Below are 24,811 nucleotides of genomic sequence, written 5' to 3'. Positions count from 1 at the left end.
CTCAACTGCAAAGATTGGCGCTGCCCCTCATCCGGCTGCCGCCACCTTCTCCCCGTGTAGTGACGGGGAGAAGGAGATTAAACCAGCGGCTTTAGCGCCACCCACAGCGCACCGCCGATCAGGCCGATGAAGATCAACCAGCCGACCTGGTTGTTGGATTTGAACAGCCGCAGGCATTGATCGGGATCGTCGATATCCAGAACCGCTATCTGCCGCGCCATATGGGCGCCGGCGGCGATCAGCCCGGCCAGCGCCACCACCGGCACCTGCGCCGAGGCGAACGCGATGGCGAAGCAGACCAGCGTGCCGCCATAAAGCCCGACCAGCCAGGTCTTGGTGTTGTCGCCGAACAGCCGCGCCGTCGAGCGCACGCCGACGATTGCGTCGTCTTCCTTGTCCTGATGTGCATAGATGGTGTCGTAGCCGATCACCCACAGGATCGAGCCGATATAGAGCATGATGGCCGGGCCATCGAGATCGCCGAACTCGACCGCCCAGCCCATCAGCGCACCCCAGGAGAAGGCGAGCCCGAGCACCAATTGCGGCCAGTTGGTGAAGCGCTTCATGAAGGGATAGACGGCAACGATGACCAGCGAGACGATGCCGAGCGGAATGGCGAAGTCGTTGAACTGCAGCAGCACGACGAGGCCCAGCAAGGCCTGGATGACCAGGAACGCCCAGGCTTGGCGGCGCGTCACCTTGCCGGCCGGCAATGGCCGCGAGCGCGTGCGCTCGACCTTGTTGTCGATGTCCTGGTCGACAATGTCGTTATAGGTGCAGCCGGCGCCACGCATGGCGACGGCGCCGACAAAGAACAGGAACAGGAACCACGGCGACGGCAGCAATGTGAGCAACGGGTCTGCCGGGCGGGGATAGGCGCTGGCCGCAAGCGCTGCCGACCACCAGCAGGGCCACAGCAGCAATTGCCAGCCGATCGGCCGGTCCCAGCGCGCAAGCTGCGCGTAAGGCCACAGCCAGCGCGGCAATATCTTGTAGACCCAATGGCCGCTCGGCGCGTCGGCGACGCGGCCCTGTGCGGCTTTCGACTGGATGGTTTCCATCGTGCTGGAGTGGCAGCAGCGGCGTGCGCCGTCAAGCGGCCGCATTGTCGCTCAGGCGGTGAAAATATCGTGGCTGGCAAACCATTCCTTCGCCACCTCCGTGAAGGCCAGCGCCGCCTTCGACAGCCTTTGCCTTGTGTCATGGGTGAGGATGATGCGCTGCATCGGCAGCGGATCGGACAGCGGCTTGCAGACCAGCGGCAGCCCGTCATAACTCCTGTCGCCATAGGGCCTGGTGTAGCTCACCGCGACGCCGAAGCCGTTGGCGACCATGCTGCGCTGCAGTTCGAACGAACTCGCCGTCGATTGCGAGACCGGCGACAGGCCGCGGCTGAGGAACAGGTCCAGCATATGCTGCCAGCTATGCGGCTGGTCGGTGGTGATCAAGGGATGGGTCGCCAGCTCCGCCAGGCTGACGCTCGCTTGGCTGGCCAGTGCGTGGCCTTGCGGCAGAAGCGCGTGTGGCCGCAGCTCATGCAGCAGGATGCGGGCGAAGTGCGAGGGCAGGCCGAGATCGTAGGTCAGGCCGAGATCGATTGCCGCATCGCCGAGCCGCCGGCCCAGCGTCTCGAAGGTCTCGTCGCGGACCACCACGGTGACCGCCGGGCAGCGTTGCGAAAAAGCGCGGATCAGCGCCGGCGCGAAATAGGGCGCCAGATCCTCGAAACAGCCGAGCACAAGTTCGCCCCCGACATCGGCGTCGCGCGTCCCGAGCCCAACCAGTTCGTCCGCTTCGGCCAGCACCTGCTTTGCCTTCGCCACCGCGCTGCGGCCGAACGAGGTCAGCGCGATGCCGCTGCCGCGCTGGCGCACGAACAGTTTCTGGCCGAGCGTCGCTTCGACATTGTCGATCGCCACCGAGATCGACGGCTGTGAGACGTTCAGCATCCGCGCGGCCGCGGTGACGCTGCCATGCCGTGCGACGGCGACGAGGTAACGCAGCTGGGTGAGGGTCAGATTCATAGTCTAAAACTATAAGAGAGATGAGAAATTATTATTTTACGCGATGTGCGGCGGCTGCGATAGTCGGTCATCGAAACAGGGAAGACATGAGATGGCCGCCAGACATATTGATGCCGCAGCGATTGCCGACTACCAGCGCGACGGCGCGGTCTGCATACGCGGCGCCTTCAAGGACTGGGTCGGCACCATCGCCGCCGGCATCGAGCGCAACATGCAAAACCGCAGCGCCACGGCCTCGGACATCGCCAACGGCAAGGGCAGCTTCTTCGACGATTACTGCAATTGGGAGCGCATTCCCGAATTCGTCGACGTGGTGCGCAATTCCCCGGCCGCGGAACTCGCGGCAGCGGCGATGCAGTCGCGCAGCGCCCAGTTCTTCCACGACCATGTGCTGGTCAAGGAACCGGGCACGCAAAAGCCGACGCCTTGGCACCAGGACATCCCGTATTACTTCGTCGATGGCACCCAGACCGTCAGCTTCTGGATTCCGATCGATCCGGTCAAGGAAGCGACGCTGCGGCTGGTCGCCGGCTCGCACAAATGGGACAAGATGATCCTGCCGGTGCGCTGGCTAGATGACAGCAATTTCTATGCCGGCGAGGGCGACTACCTCCCCGTGCCGGATCCAGACAAGGACCCGTCGCTGAAGGTGCTCGAATGGGAGATGGAACCGGGGGACGCCATCCTCTTCGACTTCCGCACCGCGCATGGTGCGCGCGGCAATCCGACCGCGGCGCGGCGCCGGGCGCTGTCGCTGCGCTGGGTCGGCGACGATGCGCGCTATGTCGAGCGCCCCGGCCGTACCTCGCCACCCTATGCCGGCCATGACATGAAGCCCGGCCAGAAACTGCGCGAGGACTGGTTTCCAGTGGTCTTCCAGAGCTGATACCGGCCGGGGACGCCGTGCTCTCGGCGCGACGTTCCCGTGCGCAACCGGTATGGCGCAAGGTAAAACTCTTGACCCGCGCCGCCCGGGGCAATAGCGCAGTCCCTGTCGTGAAATGACAAGGGACATCGGCATGCGCGTTTTGTTGATCGGCTCCGGCGGCCGCGAACATGCCCTGGCCTGGAAGATCGCGGCCTCGCCGCTTTTGACCAGGCTCTATGCCGCGCCCGGCAATCCGGGCATCGCCCACGAGGCCGAACTGGTCAAGCTCGACATCGCCGACCATGCCGCTGTTGCCAGCTTCTGCCAGGACAACGCGATCGATCTCGTCGTCGTCGGGCCGGAAGGGCCGCTGGTCGCCGGCATTGCCGACGATCTGCGTGAGCAGGGCATCCGCGTCTTCGGCCCGTCGAAGCGGGCAGCGCGGCTCGAAGGCTCGAAAGGTTTTACCAAGGACCTTTGCGCCAAATACGGCATCCCGACCGCCGCCTATGGCCGCTTCACCGATCTTGCCTCGGCGAAAGCCTATGTCGAAAAGGTCGGCGCGCCGATCGTCATCAAGGCCGACGGGCTTGCCGCCGGCAAGGGCGTCACCATCGCCATGACGCTGGACGAGGCGCGCGCCGCCCTCGATGCTTGTTTCGACGGCGCATTCGGTGACGCCGGCGCTGAGGTAGTAGTCGAGGAATTCATGACCGGCGAGGAGGCGAGTTTCTTCTGCCTGTGCGACGGCACGACCGCACTTCCCTTTGGCACCGCGCAGGACCACAAGCGCGTCGGCGATGGCGATACCGGCCCCAACACCGGCGGCATGGGCGCCTATTCGCCGGCGCCGGTGATGAGCCCCGAAATGGTCGAGCGCACCATGCGCGAGATCGTCGAGCCGACCATGCGCGGCATGGCCGAGCTTGGCGCGCCGTTCGCCGGTATTCTGTTTGCCGGGCTGATGATCACCGACAAGGGGCCGAAGCTGATCGAATACAACACCCGCTTCGGCGATCCCGAGTGTCAGGTGCTGATGATGCGGCTGAAGGACGATCTGCTGGTGCTGCTCAACGCCGCCGTCGACGGCCAGTTGGCGCACAGTTCGATCCGCTGGCGCGACGATGCCGCGCTGACCGTGGCGATGGCGGCACAGGGCTATCCCGGGACGCCGGAAAAAGGCTCGGTCATTCGGGGTCTCGACGAAGCCGCTGGCGAAGGCGTTGAGATTTTCCATGCCGGCACTGCCATCAATGGCGGCGCGCTGGTCGCCAATGGCGGCCGCGTGCTCAACGTCACGGCATCAGGCAAGACGGTGGGCGAAGCGCAAAGCCGCGCTTACGCCGCGCTCGACCGTATCGACTGGCCGCAAGGCTTCTGCCGCCGCGACATAGGCTGGCAGGCGGTGGCGCGGGAAAAGGCCAGCGCCGCCACATAAGCCTCAGCGCTCGCGAACCAGTTCCGTCGAAGCGGTGCTGACCGGGTCGGCGGCCTGCGAGAAGGCGGCCTCGAGCAGAGCCTCCGAACGATACGTGGTCCGCTTCCAGGCGACATACTCGGCAATGCCGAAGCGCGCGCGGCGCGGCACCGTCTTGACCACCGGCATGCGGAAGGCGGCGCGGAATGTCTGCCAGCGCGCGCCGAGCACCGCCACCATTTCCTCGACCGTCGGTGGCGTCGCCACATCGGCGTATGTGATGGTGACTTTGCCGGCGAGCCCGGCCGCGCGCGACACCGGCACCGGTATCGAGGCGAGGTAGTCGGGCGGCACGTCGATCAGGCCGCCGAAGGGCCATTGCTGGCGCAGTGCCGCCGCGTCCATCGGCGCGACGTTGACGTCGATGTCGTTGGGCGTGCCGGCGACGCGGTAGGGGCAGCGCAGGCGCCCGCAATTGGCCTGCGCCGAGAACTGCCACAGCGCATAGCCCTGCCAGTTGCCCATCGGAAAATGCACGTCGATGTCGGGCTTGTAGCGCGCATACCAGAGCGGCAGCCGCGACAGCAGACGGTATTGGTAGCGGTTGTCGGCGATGTACTGGGCGGTCTTGCCGTTGGTGTAGAGGATCGGGAAACGGCCGAGCCGCCGGTGCACCTGGCGCACGAATTCCTCGGCATCCTCGAGCGACATCCATTGCGAGGGGTCGTTGCCTTCGAGATCGAGGGCGAGCAGATCGTCAGGGGCTGGCTCGGCGAAATCGATGAAACTGTTGGCCTGCTCGAGCGGATTGCCGGGGCGGGCAAGATGATACGCGCCCCATTTCAGGCCGAGCGCCTTGGCCACCACCTTGCGCGTCTGAAACAGCTCGCGCGTCACCGCAAAGCGTTTCCACAATGTCTTGCAGAGTTTGACCGTAGGCTCGTCGCCGTAGCAGAAATAGGGCGGCGGCAGCCCGTCGGAGGCCTTGTTGATGAAGCCGACAATGCGCTTGTCGGTGGCAAGCTGCGCCCAGTCGATGGAATTGTATTCATAGGCGTCGACCACCAGCGCGCGGTCGCCATCCCGCCAAGGCTCGGAAAAGTCCGAGGCTGTAGCCGCTGACGTCAGCGCCATCATCGCCGCGAGAGCGATCGCTGAGCGGCGAAGAAGATGCGCCGGCGTTTTCAAACAGGGGATCCCCGCTGACCAAACACCGATGGTGGACCGGTATGGTTAAGGAAGTGCTTTCGGGCAGGAGTCCTGTCGCTCTCGCGATTTCGTCATTCTATGGCGAAGCAAGGAGCGAAGCGACGCGGCGCGGACCATAGTATGCATTCCGCGACTTCGAAGCGCTGCCACGGCGCGGAATTCTGCACCGTTGCGCCCCTGGCGCGAGGTCGCGACATGGTACTCGGCGTCCGCTACGCTCCCGCTCCACCTGTGGACGACGAAGTTCGATGAAAATCCGCGTGACAAAGTTTGACGTTTACGTAAAAAGAAGGTCGGAGGCCGCCCAGAGGCGGATGGTTTTGCATCGGCCCGGGTCCTAGGATCGAGCGGCCGGAGCAGCGGAGGAGAAAGCGGCATGTACAAGGCCCCGGTCGACGACATTTCGTTCACGCTCAAGCATGTCGCCGGGCTCAAGCCGGCGCTCGACCGCGGCACGTTCGGGGACCTCGGCGAAGACCTTGTCAACGCCATCCTGTCCGAGGCCGGCCGCTTCGCCAGCGAGGAGGTGGCGCCGCTCTACAAGATCGGCGACCAGCATGGCGCGGTGCTGAAGGATGCGACCGTGACCACGCCGCCCGGCTGGAAGGCGCTTTACCGCAGCTGGATCGACGGCGGCTGGAACGCGCTGTCGGGACCGGAAGAATTCGGTGGCCAGGGCCTGCCGACCATGCTCGGCGTTGCCGCGCTCGAAATGTGGAACTCCGCCGCCATGGCCTTTGGCATCGGCCCGACGCTGACCATGGGCGCGGTCGAGGCGCTCGACAAGCATGCTTCCGAAGCGCTGAAGGCAAAGTATCTGGCAAAGCTCGTCTCCGGCGAGTGGATGGGGACGATGAACCTGACCGAGTCGCAGGCCGGTTCCGATCTCGCCGCCTTGCGCAGTCGCGCCGAGCCTGCCGGCGACGGCACCTACCGCATCTTCGGCCAGAAAATCTTCATCACCTATGGCGAGCATGATTTCACCGACAACATCATCCATCTGGTGTTGGCGCGGCTGCCCGACGCACCGGCCGGCACGCGCGGCATCTCGCTGTTTTTGGTGCCGAAATTCCTGGTCAATGATGACGGCTCGCTCGGCGCCCGCAACGACGTCTTCTGTTCCGGCCTCGAGCACAAGCTCGGCATCCATNCATGCCTCGCCGACTTGCACCATGATCTATGGCGACGGGTTCCAGGGTGCTGCGCCCGGCGCCATCGGTTGGCTGATAGGCGAGGAGAACAAGGGGCTCGCCTGCATGTTCACCATGATGAACAACGCGAGGCTTTGCGTCGGCATGCAGGGCGTGGCAGTGGCCGAAGCCGCGACGCAGAAGGCGATCGCCTATGCCAATGAGCGCCGCCAGGGCAAGGCATCGGACTTTTCAGGCGCCGGGATGGCGCCGATCGTCCATCACCCCGACGTGCAGCGCAATCTCTTGACCATGAAGGCTTTGACCCAGATCGCCCGCGCCATCTCGTATTCCTGCGCCTATGCCATCGACTTCGCGCGTGTGTCGACAGGCGAGGAGGCCGCGCATTGGCGCGATCGCGCCAATCTGCTGACGCCGCTGGCCAAGGCCTTTTCCACCGATATCGGCGTCGATGTCGCATCGCTCGGCGTCCAGGTCCACGGCGGCATGGGCTTCATCGAGGAGACGGGCGCGGCCGCGCTCTATCGCGACGCCCGCATTGCGCCGATCTATGAAGGCACCAACGGCATCCAGGCGATCGACCTTGTAGCCCGCAAATTGCCGCTTGGCGGCGGCGAGCATGTGCATGGCTATATCGCCGAACTGAAGGCCATCGCCGACGAGGTGCGGACCTCGAACCTGCAGGGCTTCGGCCGCACCGCCGAAGCGCTTGACCAGGCGTTCGACGATCTCACCGAGGCGACGCGCTTCCTGCAGAAGCTGCTGGCCGACGGCCGTCTGGACGAAGCGCAAGCCGGTGCGACCCCCTATCTCAGGCTGATCTCGCTTGCTGCCGGCGGCGCTTATCTGGCGCGTGGCGGACTTGCCCAGCAGAGCCGCATCGCCCTTTGCCGCTTTTTCGCCGAAAACCTGCTCGGCGAAGTCAGCGCCTTGAAGGAACGCGTCATCGATGGCGCCGAGAGCCTCGCTACCGCCGGCAAGGCGCTGATAACGGCCTGAATACCAGAGCGCTCACCAGGGAAGAATGACCGTGACAGACCATATCCTCGTCGAGCGCCAGGGCGCCATCCAGATCATCCGCATGAACCGTCCCGACAAGAAGAACGCACTGACGCGCGCCATGTACGCGACAATGTCCAAGGCGCTGGCCGATGGCGATGCCGACCCGGCGGTTCGCGTCCATGTCTTCCTCGGTGTGCCTGGCGCCTTCTCTTCCGGCAACGATCTCGCCGATTTCCTGGTCATCGCCACCGGCGGTGAGGGCGGCAACGAGGTCTGGGACTTCCTGATGGCGCTGGCCAAAACGGAGAAGCCGATGGTCTCCGGCGTCGACGGCATTGCGGTCGGCATCGGCACCACGCTCAATTTGCATTGCGACCTGACTTTCGCCACGCCGCGCACGGTGTTCCGCACACCCTTCGTCGACCTCGGCCTGGTGCCGGAGGCGGGCTCCAGCCTGCTGGCGCCGCTCATCCTCGGCAGGCAGGGCGCCTTTGCGCTGCTTGGACTCGGCGAAGGTTTTTCCGCCGAACGCGCCAAGGCCGCCGGCCTGATCTATGAGGTGGTCGAGGAGGACGGGCTAGAAGCCGCGGCACTCGCCGCGGCCGGCGCGATCGCCGCCAAGCCGCCGCAGGCGCTGAAGATCGCTCGTGACCTGATGCGCGCCCCGCGCGACGAGCTTGTCGCCCGCATCAAGGTGGAGAGCGAGCATTTCTCCGAGCGGCTGAAGTCCGACGAAGCGCGCGCCGCGTTGACGGCCTTCATGACGCGCAAGAAGGCCTGAACTTATCCTCAGGGATAAAGCCGTGTCTTGTCCCAGCCGCCTTCGGCGTTGCGCGAAAAGACCAGCCGATCGTGCAGCCGGAATGGCCGGTCGTGCCAGAACTCGATCGCCTGCGGCACGATGCGGAAGCCCGACCAGTGCTTTGGCCGCGGGATTTCGCCGATAGGGTAGCGCGCCGTGTATTCGGCCACCGCCTTCTCCAGGGCAAAGCGGCTTTCCAGCGGCCGCGACTGTTTCGAAGCCCATGCGCCGATCCGGCTGCCGCGCGGCCGCGTCGCGTAATAGGCGTCGGCTTCAGCGTCGCTGACGATCTCCACCGGACCGCGTATGCGCACCTGGCGGCGCAGCGATTTCCAGTGGAAGCACATCGCCGCCTTCATGCTGCCAAGAATCTCGCGGCCCTTGGCGCTCTCGAAATTCGTGTAGAAGACAAAGCCGCTTTCATCGAAGCCCTTGAGCAGCACCATCCGCACATCCGGCATGCCGTCGGCATCGACGGTTGCAAGTGCTACGCCGTTGGCGTCGTTGATTTCGCTTTTCTTGGCGTCCTCCAGCCACTCAGCAAAGAGCCGGAACGGCTCGGCGGCTTCGGTAAAGTCACTACTTGTTAACTCAGTGTCACTCATAGTTTTTCTCAAATTGTCTCGAGCTTCAGGAGGTTGCCGATTGTCGCGTATCGCGCAAGCTTTTGACAGCGGGCAATGGAGCGTTATCGCTTCGGCCAGTTCGAAAGCCGTGATCGTGATTATCGCACTGCCGCTTGCCGCCTGCGGCGCCGGCGGCTTCAGCCTGGAAAAGGCCGAGGTCGATCGTTCCATCGTCACCTCAAGCGCGCCGGCCAGGGTGACATCGACGGACGCCGACAGCGCTTCCGACCAGACCACGATCGGCAATGCGGTGTCTTCGGCCGACATCGAGGAGCTTCGCGGCCAGGCCGTGCCGTGGGCGAATGCCTACACCGGCTCGCGTGGCTCCATCACCGAACTCGCCGAAGTGCAGGACAACGGCCAGGCCTGCCGCAGCTTTACCGCCTCGCGCGAAAGCTTCGACGGCGTCGCTTTGTTCAAGGGGCAATTGTGCATCGCCGCGGCCGGCGGCTGGCACATGCAGGACTTCAAACCGCTCTGATTTTCGAGGTTTGCGGGCATCGCAATTTCAACCCTCGATAAGCCTGCGCGCCACTGGAATTTCTTCCTATGGGAGCGCATATAAGGGCCAACGTGGATTTAACTCATTTTCCAGGGCAGGACGCATGCGCGACCCCTATGAGGTGCTGGGCGTTGCCAAGAACGCATCGGCCAAGGACATAAAATCGGCTTACCGCAAGCTCGCCAAGAAGTATCATCCGGACCAGAATCCGAATGATCCCAAGGCCAAGGACCGTTTTGCCGCCGCCAATCAGGCCTATGAGGTCGTCGGCGACGAGAAGAACCGTGCGGCCTTCGACCGCGGCGAGATCGACGCCGACGGCAAGCCGAAATTCCAGGGCTTCGAGGGCGCAGCCGGCGGCGGCGATCCGTTCGGTGGCTTCCGCCGCCAGCAGGGCGCCGGCGGCTCGCGCTTCGAATTCCGATCGGGGCGTCCGGGCGGCGATCCGTTCGACGGCAACAGCGACATTTTCAGCCAGATCTTCGGCGACGCCTTTTCCGGCGCGCGCGGCGCCGGAACAGGCGACCGCCGCCAGCAGGCGACCGCCGCCGATCTGAACGTCACGCTCGACGTCACCATCGAGGAGATAGCGACCGCCGAAAAGGTGACGGCGATGTTCCCCGACGGCCGCAAGATCGCGGTCAAGCTGCCGGTCTATGTCGAGGATGGCCAGACCATCCGGCTGAAGGGCCAGGGCGAGCAGGGGCCGGGACAGCCGGGCGATGCGCTGGTCAAGATCCGTATCCGCAGGCACCCGCGCTACCGCATCGAGGGCCGTGACTTGCATGCCGATCTGGAGGTAGCGTTGGCCGACGCGGTGCTGGGCGCCAAGGTGCCGGTCGACACGCCGACCGGCAGGCTGGCGGTCAACATTCCGGCCTGGTCGAGTTCCGATAAGGTGCTGCGCCTGAAGGGCAGGGGCTTGCCGGAAAAGGCCGGCGGCCATGGCGATCTCTACGCCCATGTCCGCATCATGCTGCCGGAAGGCGGCGACAGCGAACTCGAAGCGCTGATGCGCAGCCGCAAAGGCTGACGCGGCTCGACTTCGCTGGCTAACTGCCGGGCGCCACTTCCTCCATCCGCCGGATGGTTTCGCCGAAGCGGCGCAACGCCTGCCGCACCGGGACATGCGGGCTCTCGATCTCAAGCAGGATCATCGTCTCGCTGCCGAGGAAGGCGGCGCTGACCAGGCTGGTTACTTCGGCGGCGGAGAATGGCCCGAGGCCGCCGAACCGCCGCTCCGCCTCTTGCGCCAGTCCGTCCAGCAGTTCGAACCAGCCGCGCAGGTCGCGGCGCACCGCCTTGGCGATCTCGGGGCTCGACAGGCTTGCCGCGATCATCTCGTGCAGGATCCGGACATAGCCGGACGCCAGATCATCGTCGAGGAAATCGCAAGCGCGCTCCCAGCGTTGCCACAGCGGCATCGGTGCCGCAAAAGTCTCCGCCTGGCGCTTCAGCAGGCCCTCGTTCAGATGGTCGAGCAGGGCCAGGAACAGCCGTTCCTTGGAGCCGAAATGGTAATGGATCTGGCTGAGCGGAACGCCGGCGATCTCGGCAACGCGGCGCGTCGACAGATCGGCATAACCGCCTCGATGGAGGCATAACTCGGCAGCCGAAATCAGTTCGGCGCGCGTGTCGCGCTTTTGCTTGTTCTGCGGCGGGGTAACGGCTTCGGCAGCGTCCGTCATGCGGCGTGGCTGCCGCTGGTAGCGGTGCAATCTGGGCGGATCATAGCTTCTCCTGTCGGGGGCTGGACGTCCCTCCACTCTATCTCGGTCGAGCGACCGATCAAGTTGACTCGTCAGAGAATTTATGGTTTTTGACACTGAATTCGGTCGACCGACCGAATCCTGATGCTTGCATGGAGGGGCAGTCATGGCGGGCGTAATCACCCTTATCTACGGCGTTGCCGCATACCTGATTTTTCTCGGTTCGTTTCTCTTTGCGGTCGGTTTCGTCGGCAACATGGTCGTGCCGAAATCGATCGATTCCGGAGTCGCTGGAAGTCCGGTCGAAGCCGTCATCGGCAATGCACTGCTGCTCGGCCTTTTCGCCGCCCAGCACAGCATCATGGCGCGGCCGGTTTTCAAGCGCTGGTGGACACGGATTGTCCCGCACGCGGCCGAACGCAGCACCTATGTGCTTTTGGCCAGCCTCATCCTGCTGCTGCTCTACTGGGAATGGCGGCCGATTCCCGGTCTCGTCTGGACGGTCGAGAACCCGGTCTGGGTCGCCGTCATCCATGGCGTGTTCTGGCTCGGCTGGGCGGTATTGTTGACCAGCACCTTTCTGATCAACCATTTCGAACTGTTCGGCCTGCGCCAGGTTCTCGCCGCTTTGCGCAAGAGCGAACCGGCGCCGCCCGTGTTCAGGACGCCGCTGTTCTACAAATGGGTCCGGCACCCGCTCTATGTCGGCTTCCTCCTGGCCTTCTGGGCGACGCCGTCCATGACATGGGGCCATCTCCTGTTCGCGGTGGGCAGCACCGGCTACATCTTGCTCGGCATCTTCCTCGAGGAACGCGATCTCGTCGCGATGTTCGGCGATCAGTACCGAAGCTACCGCAAGCAGGTGGGAATGCTCATTCCCTGGCGCAAAATGGCTGGATAGGGCCGATGCGTTGCCGGCCAGCCGATTCGGCTGGTCGGCCGGGCCTGGGCCATCAAGGCGCGCTGGCCGCAGTGAGGCGTTCAAATCTCACAACAACCTTATTATCCCCCATTCGTTGTCACGCCGAGTGTCTGAATTGAACGCGCGCCCCGTCTGTGCTTGATGCGCCTTTCTGCCTGTGCGATAGGCACTCCAAAGCAGAAAACCTTTCGGAGAGCGCTGACATGGCGGGTGGACAGGGCCTAATGGCCGGCAAGCGCGGGCTTATACTGGGCGTCGCCAACAACAGATCGATTGCCTACGGCATCGCCAAGGCCTGCGTCGACCATGGCGCCGAGATCGCGCTGACCTATCAGGGCGAGGCGTTCAAGAAGCGCGTCGAGCCGCTGGCTGCGGAATTGGGCGCCTTTGTCGCCGGTCATTGCGATGTCACTGATCCGGCGAGCCTCGACGAGGTGTTTGCCAATGTCGCTACGCATTGGGGCGGCAAGCTCGACTTCCTCGTCCATGCCATCGCCTTTTCCGACAAGGACGAGTTGACCGGACGCTATGTCGAGACGACGCGCGACAATTTCCTGCGCACCATGGACATTTCGGTCTATTCCTTCACCACCATCGCCAAGCGCGCCGAAGCGCTGATGACCGATGGCGGCTCGCTGCTGACGCTGACCTATTATGGCGCCGAAAAGGTTATGCCGCATTACAACGTCATGGGTGTCGCCAAGGCAGCGCTCGAAGCCAGCGTGCGCTATCTCGCCGTCGACCTCGGCGGCAAGAAGATCCGCGTCAACGCTATCTCGGCCGGGCCGATCAAGACCTTGGCTGCTTCGGGCATCGGCGACTTCCGCTACATTTTGAAGTGGAACGAATACAATTCGCCGCTCAAGCAGACCGTCACCCAGGAAGAAGTCGGCGATTCCGCCGTCTATTTCCTGTCGGACCTGTCGCGTGGCGTCACCGGCGAGGTGCACCATGTCGATTCCGGCTATCACGTCGTCGGCATGAAGTCGGTCGACGCGCCGGATATTTCGACCGTCAAGGAATAGTTCTGCCGCGGTTTCCGCCTGCCTGTCCTGATTTCCGGAAGACCTGATGGTTCCGCTCGTCTACATCGTGCGCCATGGCCAGACGCAGTGGAATGCCGAGTCGCGGCTGCAGGGCCAGGCCGACACCGATCTCAACGCGCTCGGCCGCGAGCAGGCGACCCGCAATGGGCGGCGGCTGGCCGAGCTGATCCAGAACCCTGAGGATTTCGACTTTGTCGCCAGTCCGATGAAGCGGACGCGCGAGACGATGCAGCGGCTACGCTTGGCGATGCAACTCGATCCCGATGCCTACCGCACCGACCCGCGTCTGGTCGAGGTGCACTTTGGCGACTGGCAGGGCTTTACCTATGCCGAACTGGATACGCGAATGCCGGGCTCGGCGAAGGCGCGACGGCGCAACAAATGGAATTTCCAGCCGCCGGGGGAGGGCGCCGAAAGCTACCAGATGCTGCTCGAACGGGTGAAGCCGTGGTTCGACGCGCTCGACCGCCAGACGGTCTGCGTCACGCATGGTGGCGTCGTGCGGACCCTGTTCAGGATGGTCGAAGGTGTTTCCGAACACGAAGCGGCAAACCTGGAAGTGCGGCAGGACCGGGTGCTCAGGCTGCAGGACGGGCGTCTGGATTGGCTTTAGATTGGAGCAGATAAACAGGACGACTGTCCTGTTTATCCCGGCAGGGCTCCGCCGAGCGGCAAGACCCTGTTCGGCGTCGGTCTTATTCGGTGTCGGGCAGTTCCATATCGGTGACGACGTTCTCGCCATTCGTCACGTCATAGGCAATGACGATATCCATGCCCGGCTTCAGCGAATCGAGATCGGTCTCGGCGTTGAGCTTGAAGGACTTGCCGTCCTCCAGCGTCAGCGTCAGCGCGTCCTTGTCGACCTTCTTGATCAGGCCTTCGGTCTGGCCGGCATAGGCGGCGGTGGAAATCAGCAACATGGCGGCAGCAGCGCCAATCAGGGTACGCATCGTCGTCCTCTTTGTCATTGCGCCTGCACGGATGGCGGCGAGCTTTCAACGGGCGGATGGAAGAGAGCAGAAACCAACCGAATGTGTCAAAACTAAAACCGCCGGATCACAGTTTGACCGCTGTGGAAAACGACAATAGAACGCACCTTTGATCCGGTCCGCTGCCGGGCAGGGCTAAAATTCATGTCTCACAACACGTTCGGCCATCTCTTCCGCGTCACCACCTGGGGCGAAAGCCATGGCCCGTCGCTCGGCTGCGTGGTCGATGGCTGCCCGCCCGGCATCCGCTTCACGCGGCAAGAGATACAGGCCGAACTCGACAAGCGCCGTCCCGGCCAGTCGCGTTTTGTGACCCAGCGCCGCGAACCGGACGAGGTGAACGTGCTATCCGGCTTCATCCTCGACGAGGACGGCGAGACGATGATCACCACCGGCACGCCCGTCTCGATGCAGATCGAGAATGTTGACCAGCGCTCCAAGGACTATGGCGACATTGCCCGCCAGTACCGTCCCGGCCACGCCGACTACACCTATGAAGTCAAATACGGCGTGCGCGACCATCGCGGCGGCGGTCGTTCCTCGGCGCGCGAGACGGCCGCTCGCGTGGCGGCCGGCGCCTTGGCGCGCAAGGTGGTGCCCGGAATGGTGGTGCGCGGCGCGCTGGTCTCGATGGGCGAAAAATCGATCGACCGCGCCAACTGGAACTGGAATTTCATCGGTGACGCCGAAAACCCGTTCTTCACCCCCGATCCGGCCTCGGTTCCGGTCTTCACCAGCTATCTCGACGGCATCCGCAAATCCGGCTCCTCGGTGGGCGCGGTTATTGAAATCATCGCCGACGGCGTGCCAGCCGGCCTTGGCGCGCCGATCTATGCCAAGCTCGACCAGGACATCGCGTCCGGCCTGATGTCGATCAACGCTGTCAAGGGCGTCGAGATCGGCAACNAACGGCTTCGAGGCCGCGCGCATCACCGGCGAACAGAATGCCGACGAGATGCGCATCGGCAATGACGGCAAGCCGGTCTTCCTGTCCAACAATGCCGGCGGCATTCTGGGCGGCATCTCGACCGGCCAGGCGATCGTCGCCCGGTTCGCCGTCAAGCCGACCTCGTCGATCCTGACGCCGCGCAAATCCATCGACAAGGACGGCAACGACGTCGACGTCATGACCAAGGGCCGCCACGATCCCTGCGTCGGCATCCGTGCCGTGCCGATCGGCGAAGCCATGGTTGCCTGCGCCATCGCGGACCATTATCTGCGGCACCGGGGACAGACAGGCCGGGGATTAGGCAGTAGGGATTAGGCAATAGGCCAGCCCGTCCTTCCTTCCCTAACTCCTACTGCCCAACCCTATTCCCTGCGAGCGAAGCGAGCCAATGCCATACGATCAGAAGAAAATCGTCGAAGCCATCCGCGCCTTCGAACGCGGCGAGATCGTCGTCGTCATGGACGATGACGGGCGTGAGAACGAGGGCGACCTGATCGTTGCCGCCGTGCATTGCAGCCCGGAGAAAATGGCCTTCATCATCCGTCACACCTCCGGCATCGTCTGCACGCCGATGCCGCGCGAGGAGGCCAAGCGGCTCAATCTGCAGCCGATGGTCGCCGACAATGATTCCGCCCACACCACGGCCTTTACCGTCAGCGTCGATTTCAAGCATGGCACCACCACCGGCATTTCGGCCGAGGACCGCACGCTGACCGTGCGCAACCTGGCCAACGGCAATGTCGGCGGTTCGGATTTCGTCCGGCCCGGCCACATCTTCCCGCTGATCGCTAGGGAAGGCGGCGTGCTGATGCGCTCGGGCCATACCGAAGCCGCGGTCGATCTCTGCAAGCTTGCCGGCCTGCCGCCGGTTGGCGTGATCTCGGAACTGGTCAATGACGACGGCACCGTCAAGCGCGGCCCGCAGGTTGCGAGCTTTGCCGAGGAACACGGCCTCAAGCAGGTCTCGGTCGCCGACCTCATCGCCTACCGGCAGCGCAAGGAAACGCTGGTCGAACGCGTCGCCTGCTCCGAAATCGACACACTCGGCGGCAAGGCACAGGTCTTCACCTACACGCTGCCCTGGGATTCCATGCACCATGTCGCGGTCGTTTTCGGCGACATCCGTGACGGCGAGGACGTGCCGGTGCGGCTGCATTCCGAGGATGTGGTGACCGATGTGTTCGGCACCAGCCACCGGCTCGACGCCATCATGAAGGCGATGGGCGAACGCAAGCGCGGCGTCATCGTTTACCTCCGAGAGGGTTCGGTCGGCGTCGCCCATCAGGAGCGCAACCGGCCGATGAGTGCCGACCGTGAGGACCACGAAGAGGCCCGCCGCCGTGAGAACGAGTGGCGAGAAATCGGCCTCGGCGCCCAGATCCTGAAGGACCTCGGCATTTCCTCGATCAACCTGATCGCCTCGCGCGAGCGCCACTATGTCGGGCTTGAGGGCTTTGGCATTCATATCGCCAAGACCGAGATTTTCTAGGGGACAGGGGGCGGTCGGATGAGCTTCGAGGCCTATCTCAATTGCTTTGAAGATGGCGAAGAGAGCTACTTCCCCACATCGATCGTCGAGGATGCCTTCGCGCCGTTCGTCACCAGGCGTGAACCTGAATTCACCTGCTGGGTCGTCGCCTATGACGATGCGTCGTCGGCCGACCTCTATCTCAATTTCGACCCCGGCGATGCCTCGCGATGTTCAGGCTTCACCGTCGCGCGGCCGCCCGACGATCCGCGCCTCTACGAAGCGCTGTGGAAAATCCTGCGTGTCACCAGCTCGGTCGTGTATTGCGCCGGAGAATGTCCGCCGATGGTCGGGCGCGCTGAAACCATACCCCATCTGAACCCGGATATGGTTGAGACACTGGGAAGTCCTGTTGTCGTTCTCGATGGAAACGAGATCCGCAAGAGGCTTGAACAGTCGTAGGGAGCCGCGCTCCTTTGGAAAAGCTGCGTCCGATCCGCGTTCCCGACCGGACGCTTGTGCGTTTACTCCGCGGGAACGGCGGCCGCGTCGCATCCGTCCAGCTCGCATGTGTGGGTGGCCAGGCTGCGCTGGCCCAGCAACACCGTGACCAATGCGATGACGCCGGCCGCCACCGAGACCCAGAACCCGTTGCGGGCGCCGAATTCATCCACCACCGCACCGGCGGCAAACGAACCGAGCGCCATGCCGATGCCGATGCCTGTCATCACCCAAGTGATGCCTTCGGTCAGCATCGCTTCCGGCACGTGGCGTTCGATCAGGCCGAAGGCGGTGATGAAGGTTGGCGAGATCGCCACGCCGCTGATGAAAACGGTCAGCGCCAGCAGCGGCACCGTGTCGGCGGTGAGCGGCAGCAATGTGCCGAGCGCAACGAGGGCGACCGCGAGGGCCAACTGGCGCTGCAGCGGCGCTTTCAGGTTGAGCGCACCGACGACGAGGCCGAGCACGAACGATCCCAGCGCATAGACGCCGATGACGAGGCTGGCGGCGCCCGGCTGGCCGAGTTCCTTGGTGATCGCCACCGTGCTCACTTCCGTCGTCGCGAAGGTGGCGCCGACGAAGATCAGGGCGAAGGTGATGATCTGCACCGGCCTGAGCCGGATTGCTGAGCCGCTCGAGACATGATTCACCGGCCGCACTTGTGGTTCGGTCGAACGCTGCAGGATGAAGGCTGCCGAGCCAAGGGCGAGGAATAGCGTGCTGACCAGGACACCGGCTTCCGGGAACAGAGCGGCACTCAAGCCCACCGACAGCGATGCGCCTGCAATGTAGACGAGTTCGTCCGCCGCCGATTCGAAGGCGAATGCGGTGTTCATCTGCGGCCGGCCGCGAAAAATCTCGGTCCAGCGCGCGCGCACCATCGCCGGCATGCTGGGCATGGCGGCGGCCGCCAGTGCCGACACAAACAGCGTCCACACCGGCCAGTCCTGATTGGCTGCGGCAATCAGCACCGCGAAGGCGAGCACGGTGAGGATGGTGGTCGGAACCACGATCCGCGTCTGGCCGAGGCGATCGACCAGCCGTGATATCTGCGGCGCCACGAAAGCGTTGCTCAGCGCGAACGTCGCCGAGACAGCTCCCGCCAGCCAGTATTCGCCACGTGTCTGCGACAGCATGGCCACGATGCCGATCGGCGCCATGGCGATCGGCAGCCGCGCGAGGAAGCCCGCGGCGGCAAACCCCTTGGCTCCAGGGGCACGAAAGATTTCCGAGTATGGGTTTTGCATGGCTGGTTCCTCGACAAAGGCCAATTCGACAATTACATACGGTGCGTATGAATATAGGTAGTCGATACGCCGCGTATGTCAATTGGCATACGAAGCGTATGTGAATAAGGCCAGAACCATGCACAGACCCCGCAAGGAGATGATTGCCGAAACGCGCGCCAAGCTGATCACGGCGGCCCGCCACGCTTTCGGCACGATCGGCTATGCCGACGCGTCGATGGACGACTTCACCGCCTCGGCCGGGCTGACGCGCGGTGCGCTCTATCATCATTTCGGCGACAAGAAGGGCCTGCTGCAGGCCGTCATCGCCGAAATCGATGGCGAGATGGCCGTCCGCATCCATGAGATTGCGTCGCGGGCGCCAAGCCGCTGGCAGCGTTTCGTCGACGAATGCACGACCTATATCGAGATGGCGCTGGAGCCGGAAATCCAGCGCATCATGTTTCGCGACGGTCCGGCTGTGCTCGGCGATCCGGCGCAATGGCCGAACGCCAATGCCTGCGTCGGCTCGATGACCGATCATCTGACGGCTCTGCAGCAGGAGGGGGTGGTCGTCCCCGGCGTCGACCCCGAAACCGCCGCCCGGCTGATCAACGGCGCCAGCAGCCAGGCGGCGCAGCGCATCGCCAACTCGAACGACCCCGAAGCGACGTCGAAGACCGTGGTGGCAGCCTTCCAGCAACTGCTTGAAGGGCTTCTCAAAAAACAGGGTTCGCAGCCGGCCTGAAATCTGGTCGGCCGAGACCCGGCATTTGCCGAGATTGACAATTCCCGGCCCGGGTTCATCCTCGCCGTCCATCTCTGAGGGGAGATTCGGGCGCATGTGGGATTTCGAAATCGGCAGGTCGGTGTCCATCATGATCAGGACATGGCCATTCATCGTCTTTCGCATGATCGTCTATTTCGGCATCACGCTCGCCTATATCGTGGCGACCGGCAGCGGCGCCTCGGTCGGCTATGGCGTCGGCCATATCTCCACCGATCCCGACGGGCCGCTTTCCTTTGCACTGTGGGGCGGCATCGTCGGCATCGGCATCGTTTCGATCGCGCTCTACTGGATCCGCGAATACATCCTCTACGTCGTCAAGGCCGGCCATATCGCCGTCATGGTGCATCTGATCGATGGCCGGGACGTTCCCAGTGGGCAGGACCAGATCGCCTACGCCAAGGACGTGGTGAAGGAGCGTTTCGCCGAGGCCAACATCCTTTTCGTGGTCGACCAGCTGGTCAAGGGCGCCATCCGCGCCATCACCGGCCTGATCGGCGGCATCGCCGCCTTCCTGCCCATTCCGGGCCTCGGCGGTCCGGTCGCTTTCATCAATACGGTGATCCGCCTGTCGCTGACCTATGTTGACGAGATCATCCTCGGCTACAACATCCGCATCAACTCGTCGTCGCCCTTCGAAACCGCCCGGCAAGGCGTCGTGCTCTATGCCCAGAACGGCAAGACCATGGTCAAGAACGCGGTCTGGCTGGCTGTCATCATGTGGGCCGTGTCCTTCGTCATCTTCCTTTTGATGCTGGCGCCGGCCGCCGCCATCATGTGGTTCATACCGGGGCAGCTCGGCGGCTGGGCCTTCGTGCTCGCCATCCTCCTTGCCTGGGCCTTCAAGGCGGCCTTCATCGAACCCTTCGCCATCGCCTGCCTGATGCAGGTCTATTTTAGGACTATCGAAGGCCAGGTGCCGAACGCCGAATGGGACCAGCGGCTGGCCGAGGCGTCGTCCAAGTTCAGGGAACTCAGGGACAAGGCGGTGGCTTCCTTCGGCGGCTCGCGCTGGACGCAGCCCGCGCCCGGGGTGTAATCCCTGTTGAACGTCGGGGCGGTGAGGCGTCAAACCATGGTCAAAGCGGCCGGGCGCGCCTATATCGGGTCATGGTCACCAGGCTCTACACCCATCCGATCTTCCTCGAACATCTGACGCCCCCCGGTCATCCGGAGCGGCCGGACCGCTTGCGCGCTATCGAGCGCGTGCTCGACGACGAGGCCTTCACCGCACTCGATCGGGTAACGGCGCCGCAAGGCGACGAGGCCACAATCCTCTACGCCCACCCCGAGGATTTCGTCGCCCGCGTCCGCGCCGCGATCCCTGAAAGCGGCATTGCCTCGATCGACGCCGACACCAGCGCCAGCCCGAAAAGCTGGCAGGCGGTGGTCACTGCCATCGGTGCGGCCAACGCTGCCGTCGACGATGTTTTCGAGGGCAGCGTCGCCAACGCCTTCGTCGCCGCGCGTCCGCCCGGCCATCATGCCGAAAAGACCACGGCCATGGGCTTTTGCCTGTTCAACACCGCGGCGATCGCGGCCCGCTACGCGCAGAAGAAACACGGCGCCGAGCGTGTCGCCATCGTCGACTGGGACGTGCATCACGGCAATGGCACGCAGGACATTTTCTGGGACGATCCCTCGGTGCTCTATTGTTCGACGCACCAGATGCCGCTCTATCCCGGCACCGGGGCTAAAAACGAAACCGGCGCCGGCAACATCGTCAACGCGCCGCTGGCGCCGCAGACCGGCTCGGACATGTTTCGCGATGCCTTGCTGTCGCGCGTCCTGCCGGCACTCGACAATTTCGCGCCCGATCTGATCATCATTTCCGCAGGCTTCGACGCTCACCATCGCGATCCGTTGGCCGAGATCAACCTCAGCGAGGACGATTTCGACTGGGCGACCGGCCAGTTGCTGGAACGCGCCGGGCGCCACAGCGGCAACCGGCTCGTCAGCCTGCTCGAGGGCGGCTACGATCTGCAGGGATTGGCATTTTCGGTCGCTGCCCATGTCGGGCGGCTGATGAAGGGATAAAGTATGGCTGGCGAAGCAAACGAAGACGTCAAGGCGATGAGCTTCGAGCAGGCACTCGACGCGCTGGAAAAGATTGTCGATGATCTCGAACGCGGCGACGTGCCGCTCGACCAGTCGATCAAGATCTATGAGCGCGGCGAGGCGCTGAAGGCCCATTGCGACCGGCTGCTGAAGGCCGCCGAAGACAAGGTCGAGAAGATCAGGCTGTCGCGTGATGGCAAACCGGTGGGAACGGAGCCGCTCGACGCGGAGTAGTGGAATGGGGCGGGCATAAAGCAGATAGGAGTTCAAGCATGTGCAGAAACATCAAGACCCTGTTCAATTTCGAGCCGCCGGCGACCCATGACGAGATCCGCGACGCCGCGCTTCAATTCGTGCGCAAACTGAGCGGAACGACGCGGCCCTCGCAGCGCAACCAGGCGGCCTTCGACCGTGCCGTCGAGGCGATCGCCGAATCGGCGCATGAATTGCTGCATTCGCTGGAAACCACGCATCATCCGCGCAATCGCGAAGAGGTGGCGGCCAAGGCAAAAGCCAAATCGGCGCTCCGCTTCGCCTGAGGACATCCAGATGAGTTTCTTCCCCGGCAAGGACCCTGAGCCTGGCGATGCCTTCGCCAGCGACCAGATCGAGCTCATGGTCATTCCAAACGCCAAGGATATTGGCGGCTTCCAGGTTCGCCGCGCTCTGCCGACGGCAAAGCGGCGGCTGGTCGGTCCCTTCATCTTCTTCGACCGCATGGGGCCGGCGATCTTGCGCGCCGGCCAGGCGATGGATGTGCGCCCGCACCCGCATATCGGGCTTTCCACCGTCACCTATCTGTTCGACGGCAATATCAGGCACCGCGATTCGCTCGGCACCGAGATGGTCATCCAGCCCGGCGACGTGAATTTGATGACCGCCGGCCGCGGCATTGTCCATTCCGAGCGCACGCCCGAAGAACTGCGCGGCGCGCCGATGTCGGTCTCCGGCCTGCAGACATGGCTGGCTTTGCCCGACGGCAAGGAGGAAGTGGCGCCGGTGTTCGAGAACACGGCCGCGCTCCTTCTGCCCGAGATCGACGCCGAAGGTGTTTCCGGCCGCGTGGTGATCGGCGATTTCCAGGGACTGCGCTCGCCGGTAAGAGCCGACACCGAGACGCTCTACGCCGATCTGAGGCTGGCGCCCGGCGCCAGCGTCAAAATTCCCGCCGACGCCGAGGAACGCGCCATCTACACGCTGGACGGCGATGTCTCAATCTCGGGCGACCGTTTTCCGGCCGAACGGCTGCTGGTGTTCCGGCCTGGCGACGAGATCGTCGTGTCGTCCGAGCGCGGCGCCCATTTCATGCTCTTCGGCGGCGCTTCGCTCGGCTCCCCGCGCCACATCTGGTGGAACTTCGTCTCGTCGTCGAAGGAACGCATCGAACAGGCCAAGCAGGAATGGAAGACGGGCCGCTTCGATATCGTTCCCGGAGACGAGGAAGAGTTCATTCCGTTACCGGACAATTAACGTCAGCATCACCCGCGTCACTGACACGCATTTACATTCCGGCGACGCAGGCATATTTCGCCATGATCGACGCGCATCATAGCTGAGCAGGCCCTTTACCAGTGAACGCAACGCTGCATACGCCGCTTCTCGACAAGGTCCGCATTCCAGCCGACCTGAAGAAGCTTGACGAAAGCGAGCTGCCGCAGCTGGCCTCGGAGCTGCGCGCCGAGCTGATCGATGCCGTCTCGCATACGGGCGGGCATCTCGGCGCCGGCCTCGGTGTCGTCGAACTGACGGTGGCGCTGCACTATGTCTTCAACACGCCGGAAGACCGCGTGATCTGGGATGTCGGCCACCAGGCCTATCCGCACAAGATCCTGACCGGCCGCCGCGACCGCATCCGCACGCTGCGCCAGGAGGGCGGCCTGTCCGGCTTCACCCGTCGCGCCGAGAGCGAATACGACCCGTTCGGCGCCGCGCACTCCTCGACCTCCATTTCCGCTGGCCTCGGCATGGCCATGGCGCGCGACCTCTCCGGCGGCCACAACAATGTCATTGCCGTCATTGGCGACGGCGCCATGTCTGCCGGCATGGCCTATGAAGCCATGAACAATGCCGGCGCGCTCGATGCTCGCCTGATCGTCATTCTCAACGACAACGACATGTCGATCGCGCCGCCGACCGGCGCCATGAGCGCCTATCTGGCGCGGCTTGCCTCTGGCAAGACCTATCTTGGCCTGCGCGACTTCGGCAAGAAACTGACCTCCTATCTCGGCAAGCGTGCCGATCGCGCCATCAAGCGGGCGGTCGAGCATGCGCGCGGCTACGTCACCGGCGGCACGCTGTTCGAGGAGCTTGGCTTCTACCATATCGGCCCGATCGACGGCCACAATCTCGAGCATCTGATCCCGGTGCTGAAGAACGTCCGCGACCATGCCGACGGTCCGGTGCTGATCCATGTCGTGACCCAGAAGGGCAAGGGCTACGCGCCGGCCGAGGCTGCGGCCGACAAATATCATGGCGTGAACAAGTTCGACGTCATCACCGGCGCGCAGACCAAGGCCCCGGCCAATGCGCCGGCCTACACCAAGGTGTTTGCCGAAAGCCTGGTCCAGGAAGCCCGCCTGGACGAACGTATCGTCGCCGTCACCGCCGCCATGCCGAACGGCACCGGCCTCGATTTGTTCGGCGAAGCGTTTCCGACCCGGACCTTCGATGTCGGCATTGCCGAGCAACATGCCGTGACCTTCGCCGCCGGCCTCGCCAGCGAGGGCTACAAGCCCTTCGCCGCCATCTATTCGACCTTCCTGCAGCGCGCCTACGATCAGGTCGTCCATGATGTGGCGATCCAGAAACTGCCGGTGCGTTTCCCGATCGACCGCGCCGGTTTCGTCGGCGCCGACGGCGCCACTCATTGCGGCGCCTTCGACACCACCTTCCTGGCGACGCTGCCGGGCTTCGTGGTGATGGCGGCCGCCGACGAGGCGGAGCTTCGCCACATGGTGCGCACCGCCGGCTATTATGACGAAGGCCCGATCGCCTTCCGCTATCCGCGCGGCAATGGCGTCGGCGTCGACATGCCGGAGCGCGGCTCGGTGCTCGAAATTGGCAAGGGCCGCATCGTCAGGGAAGGCACCAAAGTGGCGCTTCTGTCCTTTGGCACCCGGCTGCAGGATTGCCTGCTGGCGGCCGAGGAACTCGGCGCGGCCGGATTGTCGACAACGGTTGCGGATGCCCGTTTCGCCAAGCCGCTCGACGAGGATTTGATCCGCCGTCTTGCCCGCTCGCACGAAGTGCTGGTGACGGTGGAAGAGGGCGCTGTCGGCGGTTTCGCCAGCCACGTGCTGCAGTTCCTCGCCCATGAAGGCTTGCTGGAAAGCGGTCTGAAAGTTCGGCCGCTGGTGCTGCCAGACGAGTTCACCGACCACGCCAAGCCGGAAAAAATGTATGCCGATGCCGGGCTCGACGCGGCCGGCATCGTGCGCACCGTGTTCGTCGCGCTCGGCCATTCCGCGCGCGCGCAGCGCGCCTGAATCAAACCTCACGCAGCTGAAGCAGTTGCCTGTGCAAGCTTAACACTTTGTTAACGCTTCTCTTTGGCGT

24 protein-coding genes and 2 pseudogenes are annotated in these 24,811 nt (G+C 64.0%); 19 read left to right on the top strand and 7 right to left on the bottom strand.

All coding sequences use genetic code 11. The features are described from left to right. Positions 1-77: 77 nt before the first annotated feature. Entirely contained in the window at positions 78-1,061 is a 984-nt protein-coding gene (gene ubiA / locus X733_RS149290) for a 4-hydroxybenzoate octaprenyltransferase (RefSeq protein ID WP_023706640.1), read from the bottom strand. A gap of 51 nt (positions 1,062-1,112) precedes the next feature. Further along, positions 1,113-2,024, bottom strand: coding sequence for a LysR family transcriptional regulator (locus X733_RS149295; RefSeq protein ID WP_023668455.1), 912 nt, complete (start codon positions 2,022-2,024; stop codon positions 1,113-1,115). A gap of 91 nt (positions 2,025-2,115) precedes the next feature. Between X733_RS149295 and X733_RS149300 the strand changes: the two genes are divergently transcribed. Beyond that, positions 2,116-2,910 (top strand): phytanoyl-CoA dioxygenase family protein, encoded by a 795-nt coding sequence (locus X733_RS149300; RefSeq protein WP_023818977.1) that lies wholly within the window; start codon positions 2,116-2,118, stop codon positions 2,908-2,910. A 133-nt stretch (positions 2,911-3,043) separates the two neighbouring features. Beyond that, the gene (gene purD, locus X733_RS149305) at positions 3,044-4,330 is read left to right on the top strand and encodes a phosphoribosylamine--glycine ligase (protein ID WP_023818976.1); all 1,287 of its coding nucleotides are present in this window, start codon (positions 3,044-3,046) and stop codon (positions 4,328-4,330) included. A gap of 3 nt (positions 4,331-4,333) precedes the next feature. Here the strand turns inward: purD and X733_RS149310 are convergent, their stop codons facing one another. Beyond that, positions 4,334-5,446 (bottom strand): glycoside hydrolase family 25 protein, encoded by a 1,113-nt coding sequence (locus X733_RS149310; RefSeq protein WP_023723281.1) that lies wholly within the window; start codon positions 5,444-5,446, stop codon positions 4,334-4,336. 448 nt (positions 5,447-5,894) lie between these two features. Here X733_RS149310 and X733_RS01000000166295 point away from each other — a divergent pair. Beyond that, positions 5,895-7,668: pseudogene (locus X733_RS01000000166295) on the top strand (acyl-CoA dehydrogenase family protein). Positions 7,669-7,699: 31 nt separating this feature from the next. Beyond that, entirely contained in the window at positions 7,700-8,452 is a 753-nt protein-coding gene (locus tag X733_RS149315; RefSeq protein ID WP_031193421.1) for a crotonase/enoyl-CoA hydratase family protein, read from the top strand. A gap of 8 nt (positions 8,453-8,460) precedes the next feature. Here X733_RS149315 and pdxH read toward each other — a convergent pair whose 3' ends face one another. Continuing rightward, positions 8,461-9,090, bottom strand: coding sequence for a pyridoxamine 5'-phosphate oxidase (gene pdxH, locus X733_RS149320; protein ID WP_081725434.1), 630 nt, complete (start codon positions 9,088-9,090; stop codon positions 8,461-8,463). Positions 9,091-9,118: 28 nt separating this feature from the next. Between pdxH and X733_RS149325 the strand changes: the two genes are divergently transcribed. Next, positions 9,119-9,580 (top strand): RT0821/Lpp0805 family surface protein, encoded by a 462-nt coding sequence (locus tag X733_RS149325; protein WP_023818973.1) that lies wholly within the window; start codon positions 9,119-9,121, stop codon positions 9,578-9,580. Between the two features lie 124 nt (positions 9,581-9,704). Next, positions 9,705-10,634: a J domain-containing protein gene (locus X733_RS149330; protein WP_023692090.1), complete on the top strand. Its 930-nt coding sequence runs from the start codon at positions 9,705-9,707 to the stop codon at positions 10,632-10,634. 19 nt (positions 10,635-10,653) lie between these two features. On the opposite strand, the gene X733_RS149335 is transcribed toward X733_RS149330, so the two are convergent. Next, complete coding sequence (locus X733_RS149335) at positions 10,654-11,289, bottom strand: TetR/AcrR family transcriptional regulator (protein ID WP_023818972.1); 636 nt, start codon at positions 11,287-11,289, stop codon at positions 10,654-10,656. Between the two features lie 187 nt (positions 11,290-11,476). On the opposite strand from X733_RS149335, the gene mddA reads away from it, so the two are divergent. From mddA to X733_RS149350, 3 genes are all read left to right on the top strand, one after another. Then, complete coding sequence (mddA, locus tag X733_RS149340) at positions 11,477-12,211, top strand: methanethiol S-methyltransferase (protein ID WP_023818971.1); 735 nt, start codon at positions 11,477-11,479, stop codon at positions 12,209-12,211. A 224-nt stretch (positions 12,212-12,435) separates the two neighbouring features. Beyond that, positions 12,436-13,257, top strand: a complete 822-nt coding sequence (fabI, locus tag X733_RS149345; protein ID WP_031193417.1) for an enoyl-ACP reductase FabI — start codon at positions 12,436-12,438, stop codon at positions 13,255-13,257. Between the two features lie 46 nt (positions 13,258-13,303). Further along, on the top strand, positions 13,304-13,891 hold the full coding sequence (locus X733_RS149350) for a histidine phosphatase family protein (protein WP_023747553.1): 588 nt from the start codon (positions 13,304-13,306) through the stop codon (positions 13,889-13,891). An 82-nt stretch (positions 13,892-13,973) separates the two neighbouring features. Here the strand turns inward: X733_RS149350 and X733_RS149355 are convergent, their stop codons facing one another. After that, positions 13,974-14,228: a DUF1344 domain-containing protein gene (locus X733_RS149355; protein WP_023685405.1), complete on the bottom strand. Its 255-nt coding sequence runs from the start codon at positions 14,226-14,228 to the stop codon at positions 13,974-13,976. A 183-nt stretch (positions 14,229-14,411) separates the two neighbouring features. On the opposite strand from X733_RS149355, the pseudogene aroC reads away from it, so the two are divergent. From aroC to X733_RS149365, 3 genes and pseudogenes are all read left to right on the top strand, one after another. Beyond that, positions 14,412-15,531: pseudogene (aroC, locus tag X733_RS01000000166290) on the top strand (chorismate synthase). 73 nt (positions 15,532-15,604) lie between these two features. After that, on the top strand, positions 15,605-16,705 hold the full coding sequence (gene ribB, locus X733_RS149360) for a 3,4-dihydroxy-2-butanone-4-phosphate synthase (protein WP_023685407.1): 1,101 nt from the start codon (positions 15,605-15,607) through the stop codon (positions 16,703-16,705). 18 nt (positions 16,706-16,723) lie between these two features. After that, positions 16,724-17,146 carry a hypothetical protein gene (locus X733_RS149365; protein WP_023685408.1) on the top strand — a complete coding sequence of 141 codons (423 nt, stop codon included), beginning with the start codon at positions 16,724-16,726 and terminating at the stop codon, positions 17,144-17,146. Positions 17,147-17,208: 62 nt separating this feature from the next. Here X733_RS149365 and X733_RS149370 read toward each other — a convergent pair whose 3' ends face one another. Next, positions 17,209-18,432, bottom strand: a complete 1,224-nt coding sequence (locus X733_RS149370) for an MFS transporter (protein ID WP_031193415.1) — start codon at positions 18,430-18,432, stop codon at positions 17,209-17,211. A gap of 118 nt (positions 18,433-18,550) precedes the next feature. On the opposite strand from X733_RS149370, the gene X733_RS149375 reads away from it, so the two are divergent. The 7 genes from X733_RS149375 (at position 18,551) to dxs (ending at position 24,741) form a co-directional block, all read left to right on the top strand. Continuing rightward, entirely contained in the window at positions 18,551-19,159 is a 609-nt protein-coding gene (locus X733_RS149375) for a TetR/AcrR family transcriptional regulator (protein ID WP_023708733.1), read from the top strand. A 94-nt stretch (positions 19,160-19,253) separates the two neighbouring features. Continuing rightward, positions 19,254-20,237 carry a hypothetical protein gene (locus X733_RS149380; RefSeq protein WP_023698510.1) on the top strand — a complete coding sequence of 328 codons (984 nt, stop codon included), beginning with the start codon at positions 19,254-19,256 and terminating at the stop codon, positions 20,235-20,237. 71 nt (positions 20,238-20,308) lie between these two features. After that, entirely contained in the window at positions 20,309-21,235 is a 927-nt protein-coding gene (locus X733_RS149385; RefSeq protein WP_023685412.1) for a histone deacetylase family protein, read from the top strand. A gap of 3 nt (positions 21,236-21,238) precedes the next feature. Then, positions 21,239-21,490: an exodeoxyribonuclease VII small subunit gene (locus tag X733_RS149390; RefSeq protein ID WP_023668433.1), complete on the top strand. Its 252-nt coding sequence runs from the start codon at positions 21,239-21,241 to the stop codon at positions 21,488-21,490. A gap of 38 nt (positions 21,491-21,528) precedes the next feature. After that, positions 21,529-21,795, top strand: coding sequence for a DUF2277 domain-containing protein (locus X733_RS149395; RefSeq protein ID WP_023668432.1), 267 nt, complete (start codon positions 21,529-21,531; stop codon positions 21,793-21,795). Between the two features lie 10 nt (positions 21,796-21,805). Then, positions 21,806-22,726: a pirin family protein gene (locus X733_RS149400; protein ID WP_023685413.1), complete on the top strand. Its 921-nt coding sequence runs from the start codon at positions 21,806-21,808 to the stop codon at positions 22,724-22,726. A 101-nt stretch (positions 22,727-22,827) separates the two neighbouring features. Next, positions 22,828-24,741, top strand: a complete 1,914-nt coding sequence (gene dxs, locus X733_RS149405) for a 1-deoxy-D-xylulose-5-phosphate synthase (RefSeq protein ID WP_023818966.1) — start codon at positions 22,828-22,830, stop codon at positions 24,739-24,741. Positions 24,742-24,811: the final 70 nt, after the last annotated feature.

It is taken from the genome of Mesorhizobium sp. L2C066B000 (assembly GCF_000502335.1).
Lineage (GTDB): Bacteria > Pseudomonadota > Alphaproteobacteria > Rhizobiales > Rhizobiaceae > Mesorhizobium.
This window is presented reverse-complemented; position numbering and strand designations above follow the sequence as displayed.

Coding starts and splice junctions, on each gene's coding strand:
- X733_RS149395 (WP_023668432.1), top strand. CDS start 21,529: ATGTGCAGAAACATCAAGACCCTGTTCAATTTCGAGCCGCCGGCGACC.
- X733_RS149330 (WP_023692090.1), top strand. CDS start 9,705: ATGCGCGACCCCTATGAGGTGCTGGGCGTTGCCAAGAACGCATCGGCC.
- mddA (WP_023818971.1), top strand. CDS start 11,477: ATGGCGGGCGTAATCACCCTTATCTACGGCGTTGCCGCATACCTGATT.
- X733_RS149390 (WP_023668433.1), top strand. CDS start 21,239: ATGGCTGGCGAAGCAAACGAAGACGTCAAGGCGATGAGCTTCGAGCAG.
- X733_RS149375 (WP_023708733.1), top strand. CDS start 18,551: ATGCACAGACCCCGCAAGGAGATGATTGCCGAAACGCGCGCCAAGCTG.
- X733_RS149350 (WP_023747553.1), top strand. CDS start 13,304: ATGGTTCCGCTCGTCTACATCGTGCGCCATGGCCAGACGCAGTGGAAT.
- X733_RS149365 (WP_023685408.1), top strand. CDS start 16,724: ATGAGCTTCGAGGCCTATCTCAATTGCTTTGAAGATGGCGAAGAGAGC.
- X733_RS149300 (WP_023818977.1), top strand. CDS start 2,116: ATGGCCGCCAGACATATTGATGCCGCAGCGATTGCCGACTACCAGCGC.
- X733_RS149310 (WP_023723281.1), bottom strand. CDS start 5,446: ATGATGGCGCTGACGTCAGCGGCTACAGCCTCGGACTTTTCCGAGCCT.
- X733_RS149295 (WP_023668455.1), bottom strand. CDS start 2,024: ATGAATCTGACCCTCACCCAGCTGCGTTACCTCGTCGCCGTCGCACGG.
- fabI (WP_031193417.1), top strand. CDS start 12,436: ATGGCGGGTGGACAGGGCCTAATGGCCGGCAAGCGCGGGCTTATACTG.
- X733_RS149370 (WP_031193415.1), bottom strand. CDS start 18,432: ATGCAAAACCCATACTCGGAAATCTTTCGTGCCCCTGGAGCCAAGGGG.
- X733_RS149355 (WP_023685405.1), bottom strand. CDS start 14,228: ATGCGTACCCTGATTGGCGCTGCTGCCGCCATGTTGCTGATTTCCACC.
- X733_RS149380 (WP_023698510.1), top strand. CDS start 19,254: ATGTGGGATTTCGAAATCGGCAGGTCGGTGTCCATCATGATCAGGACA.
- X733_RS149335 (WP_023818972.1), bottom strand. CDS start 11,289: ATGACGGACGCTGCCGAAGCCGTTACCCCGCCGCAGAACAAGCAAAAG.
- X733_RS149400 (WP_023685413.1), top strand. CDS start 21,806: ATGAGTTTCTTCCCCGGCAAGGACCCTGAGCCTGGCGATGCCTTCGCC.
- ribB (WP_023685407.1), top strand. CDS start 15,605: ATGCCATACGATCAGAAGAAAATCGTCGAAGCCATCCGCGCCTTCGAA.
- ubiA (WP_023706640.1), bottom strand. CDS start 1,061: ATGGAAACCATCCAGTCGAAAGCCGCACAGGGCCGCGTCGCCGACGCG.
- X733_RS149385 (WP_023685412.1), top strand. CDS start 20,309: ATGGTCACCAGGCTCTACACCCATCCGATCTTCCTCGAACATCTGACG.
- purD (WP_023818976.1), top strand. CDS start 3,044: ATGCGCGTTTTGTTGATCGGCTCCGGCGGCCGCGAACATGCCCTGGCC.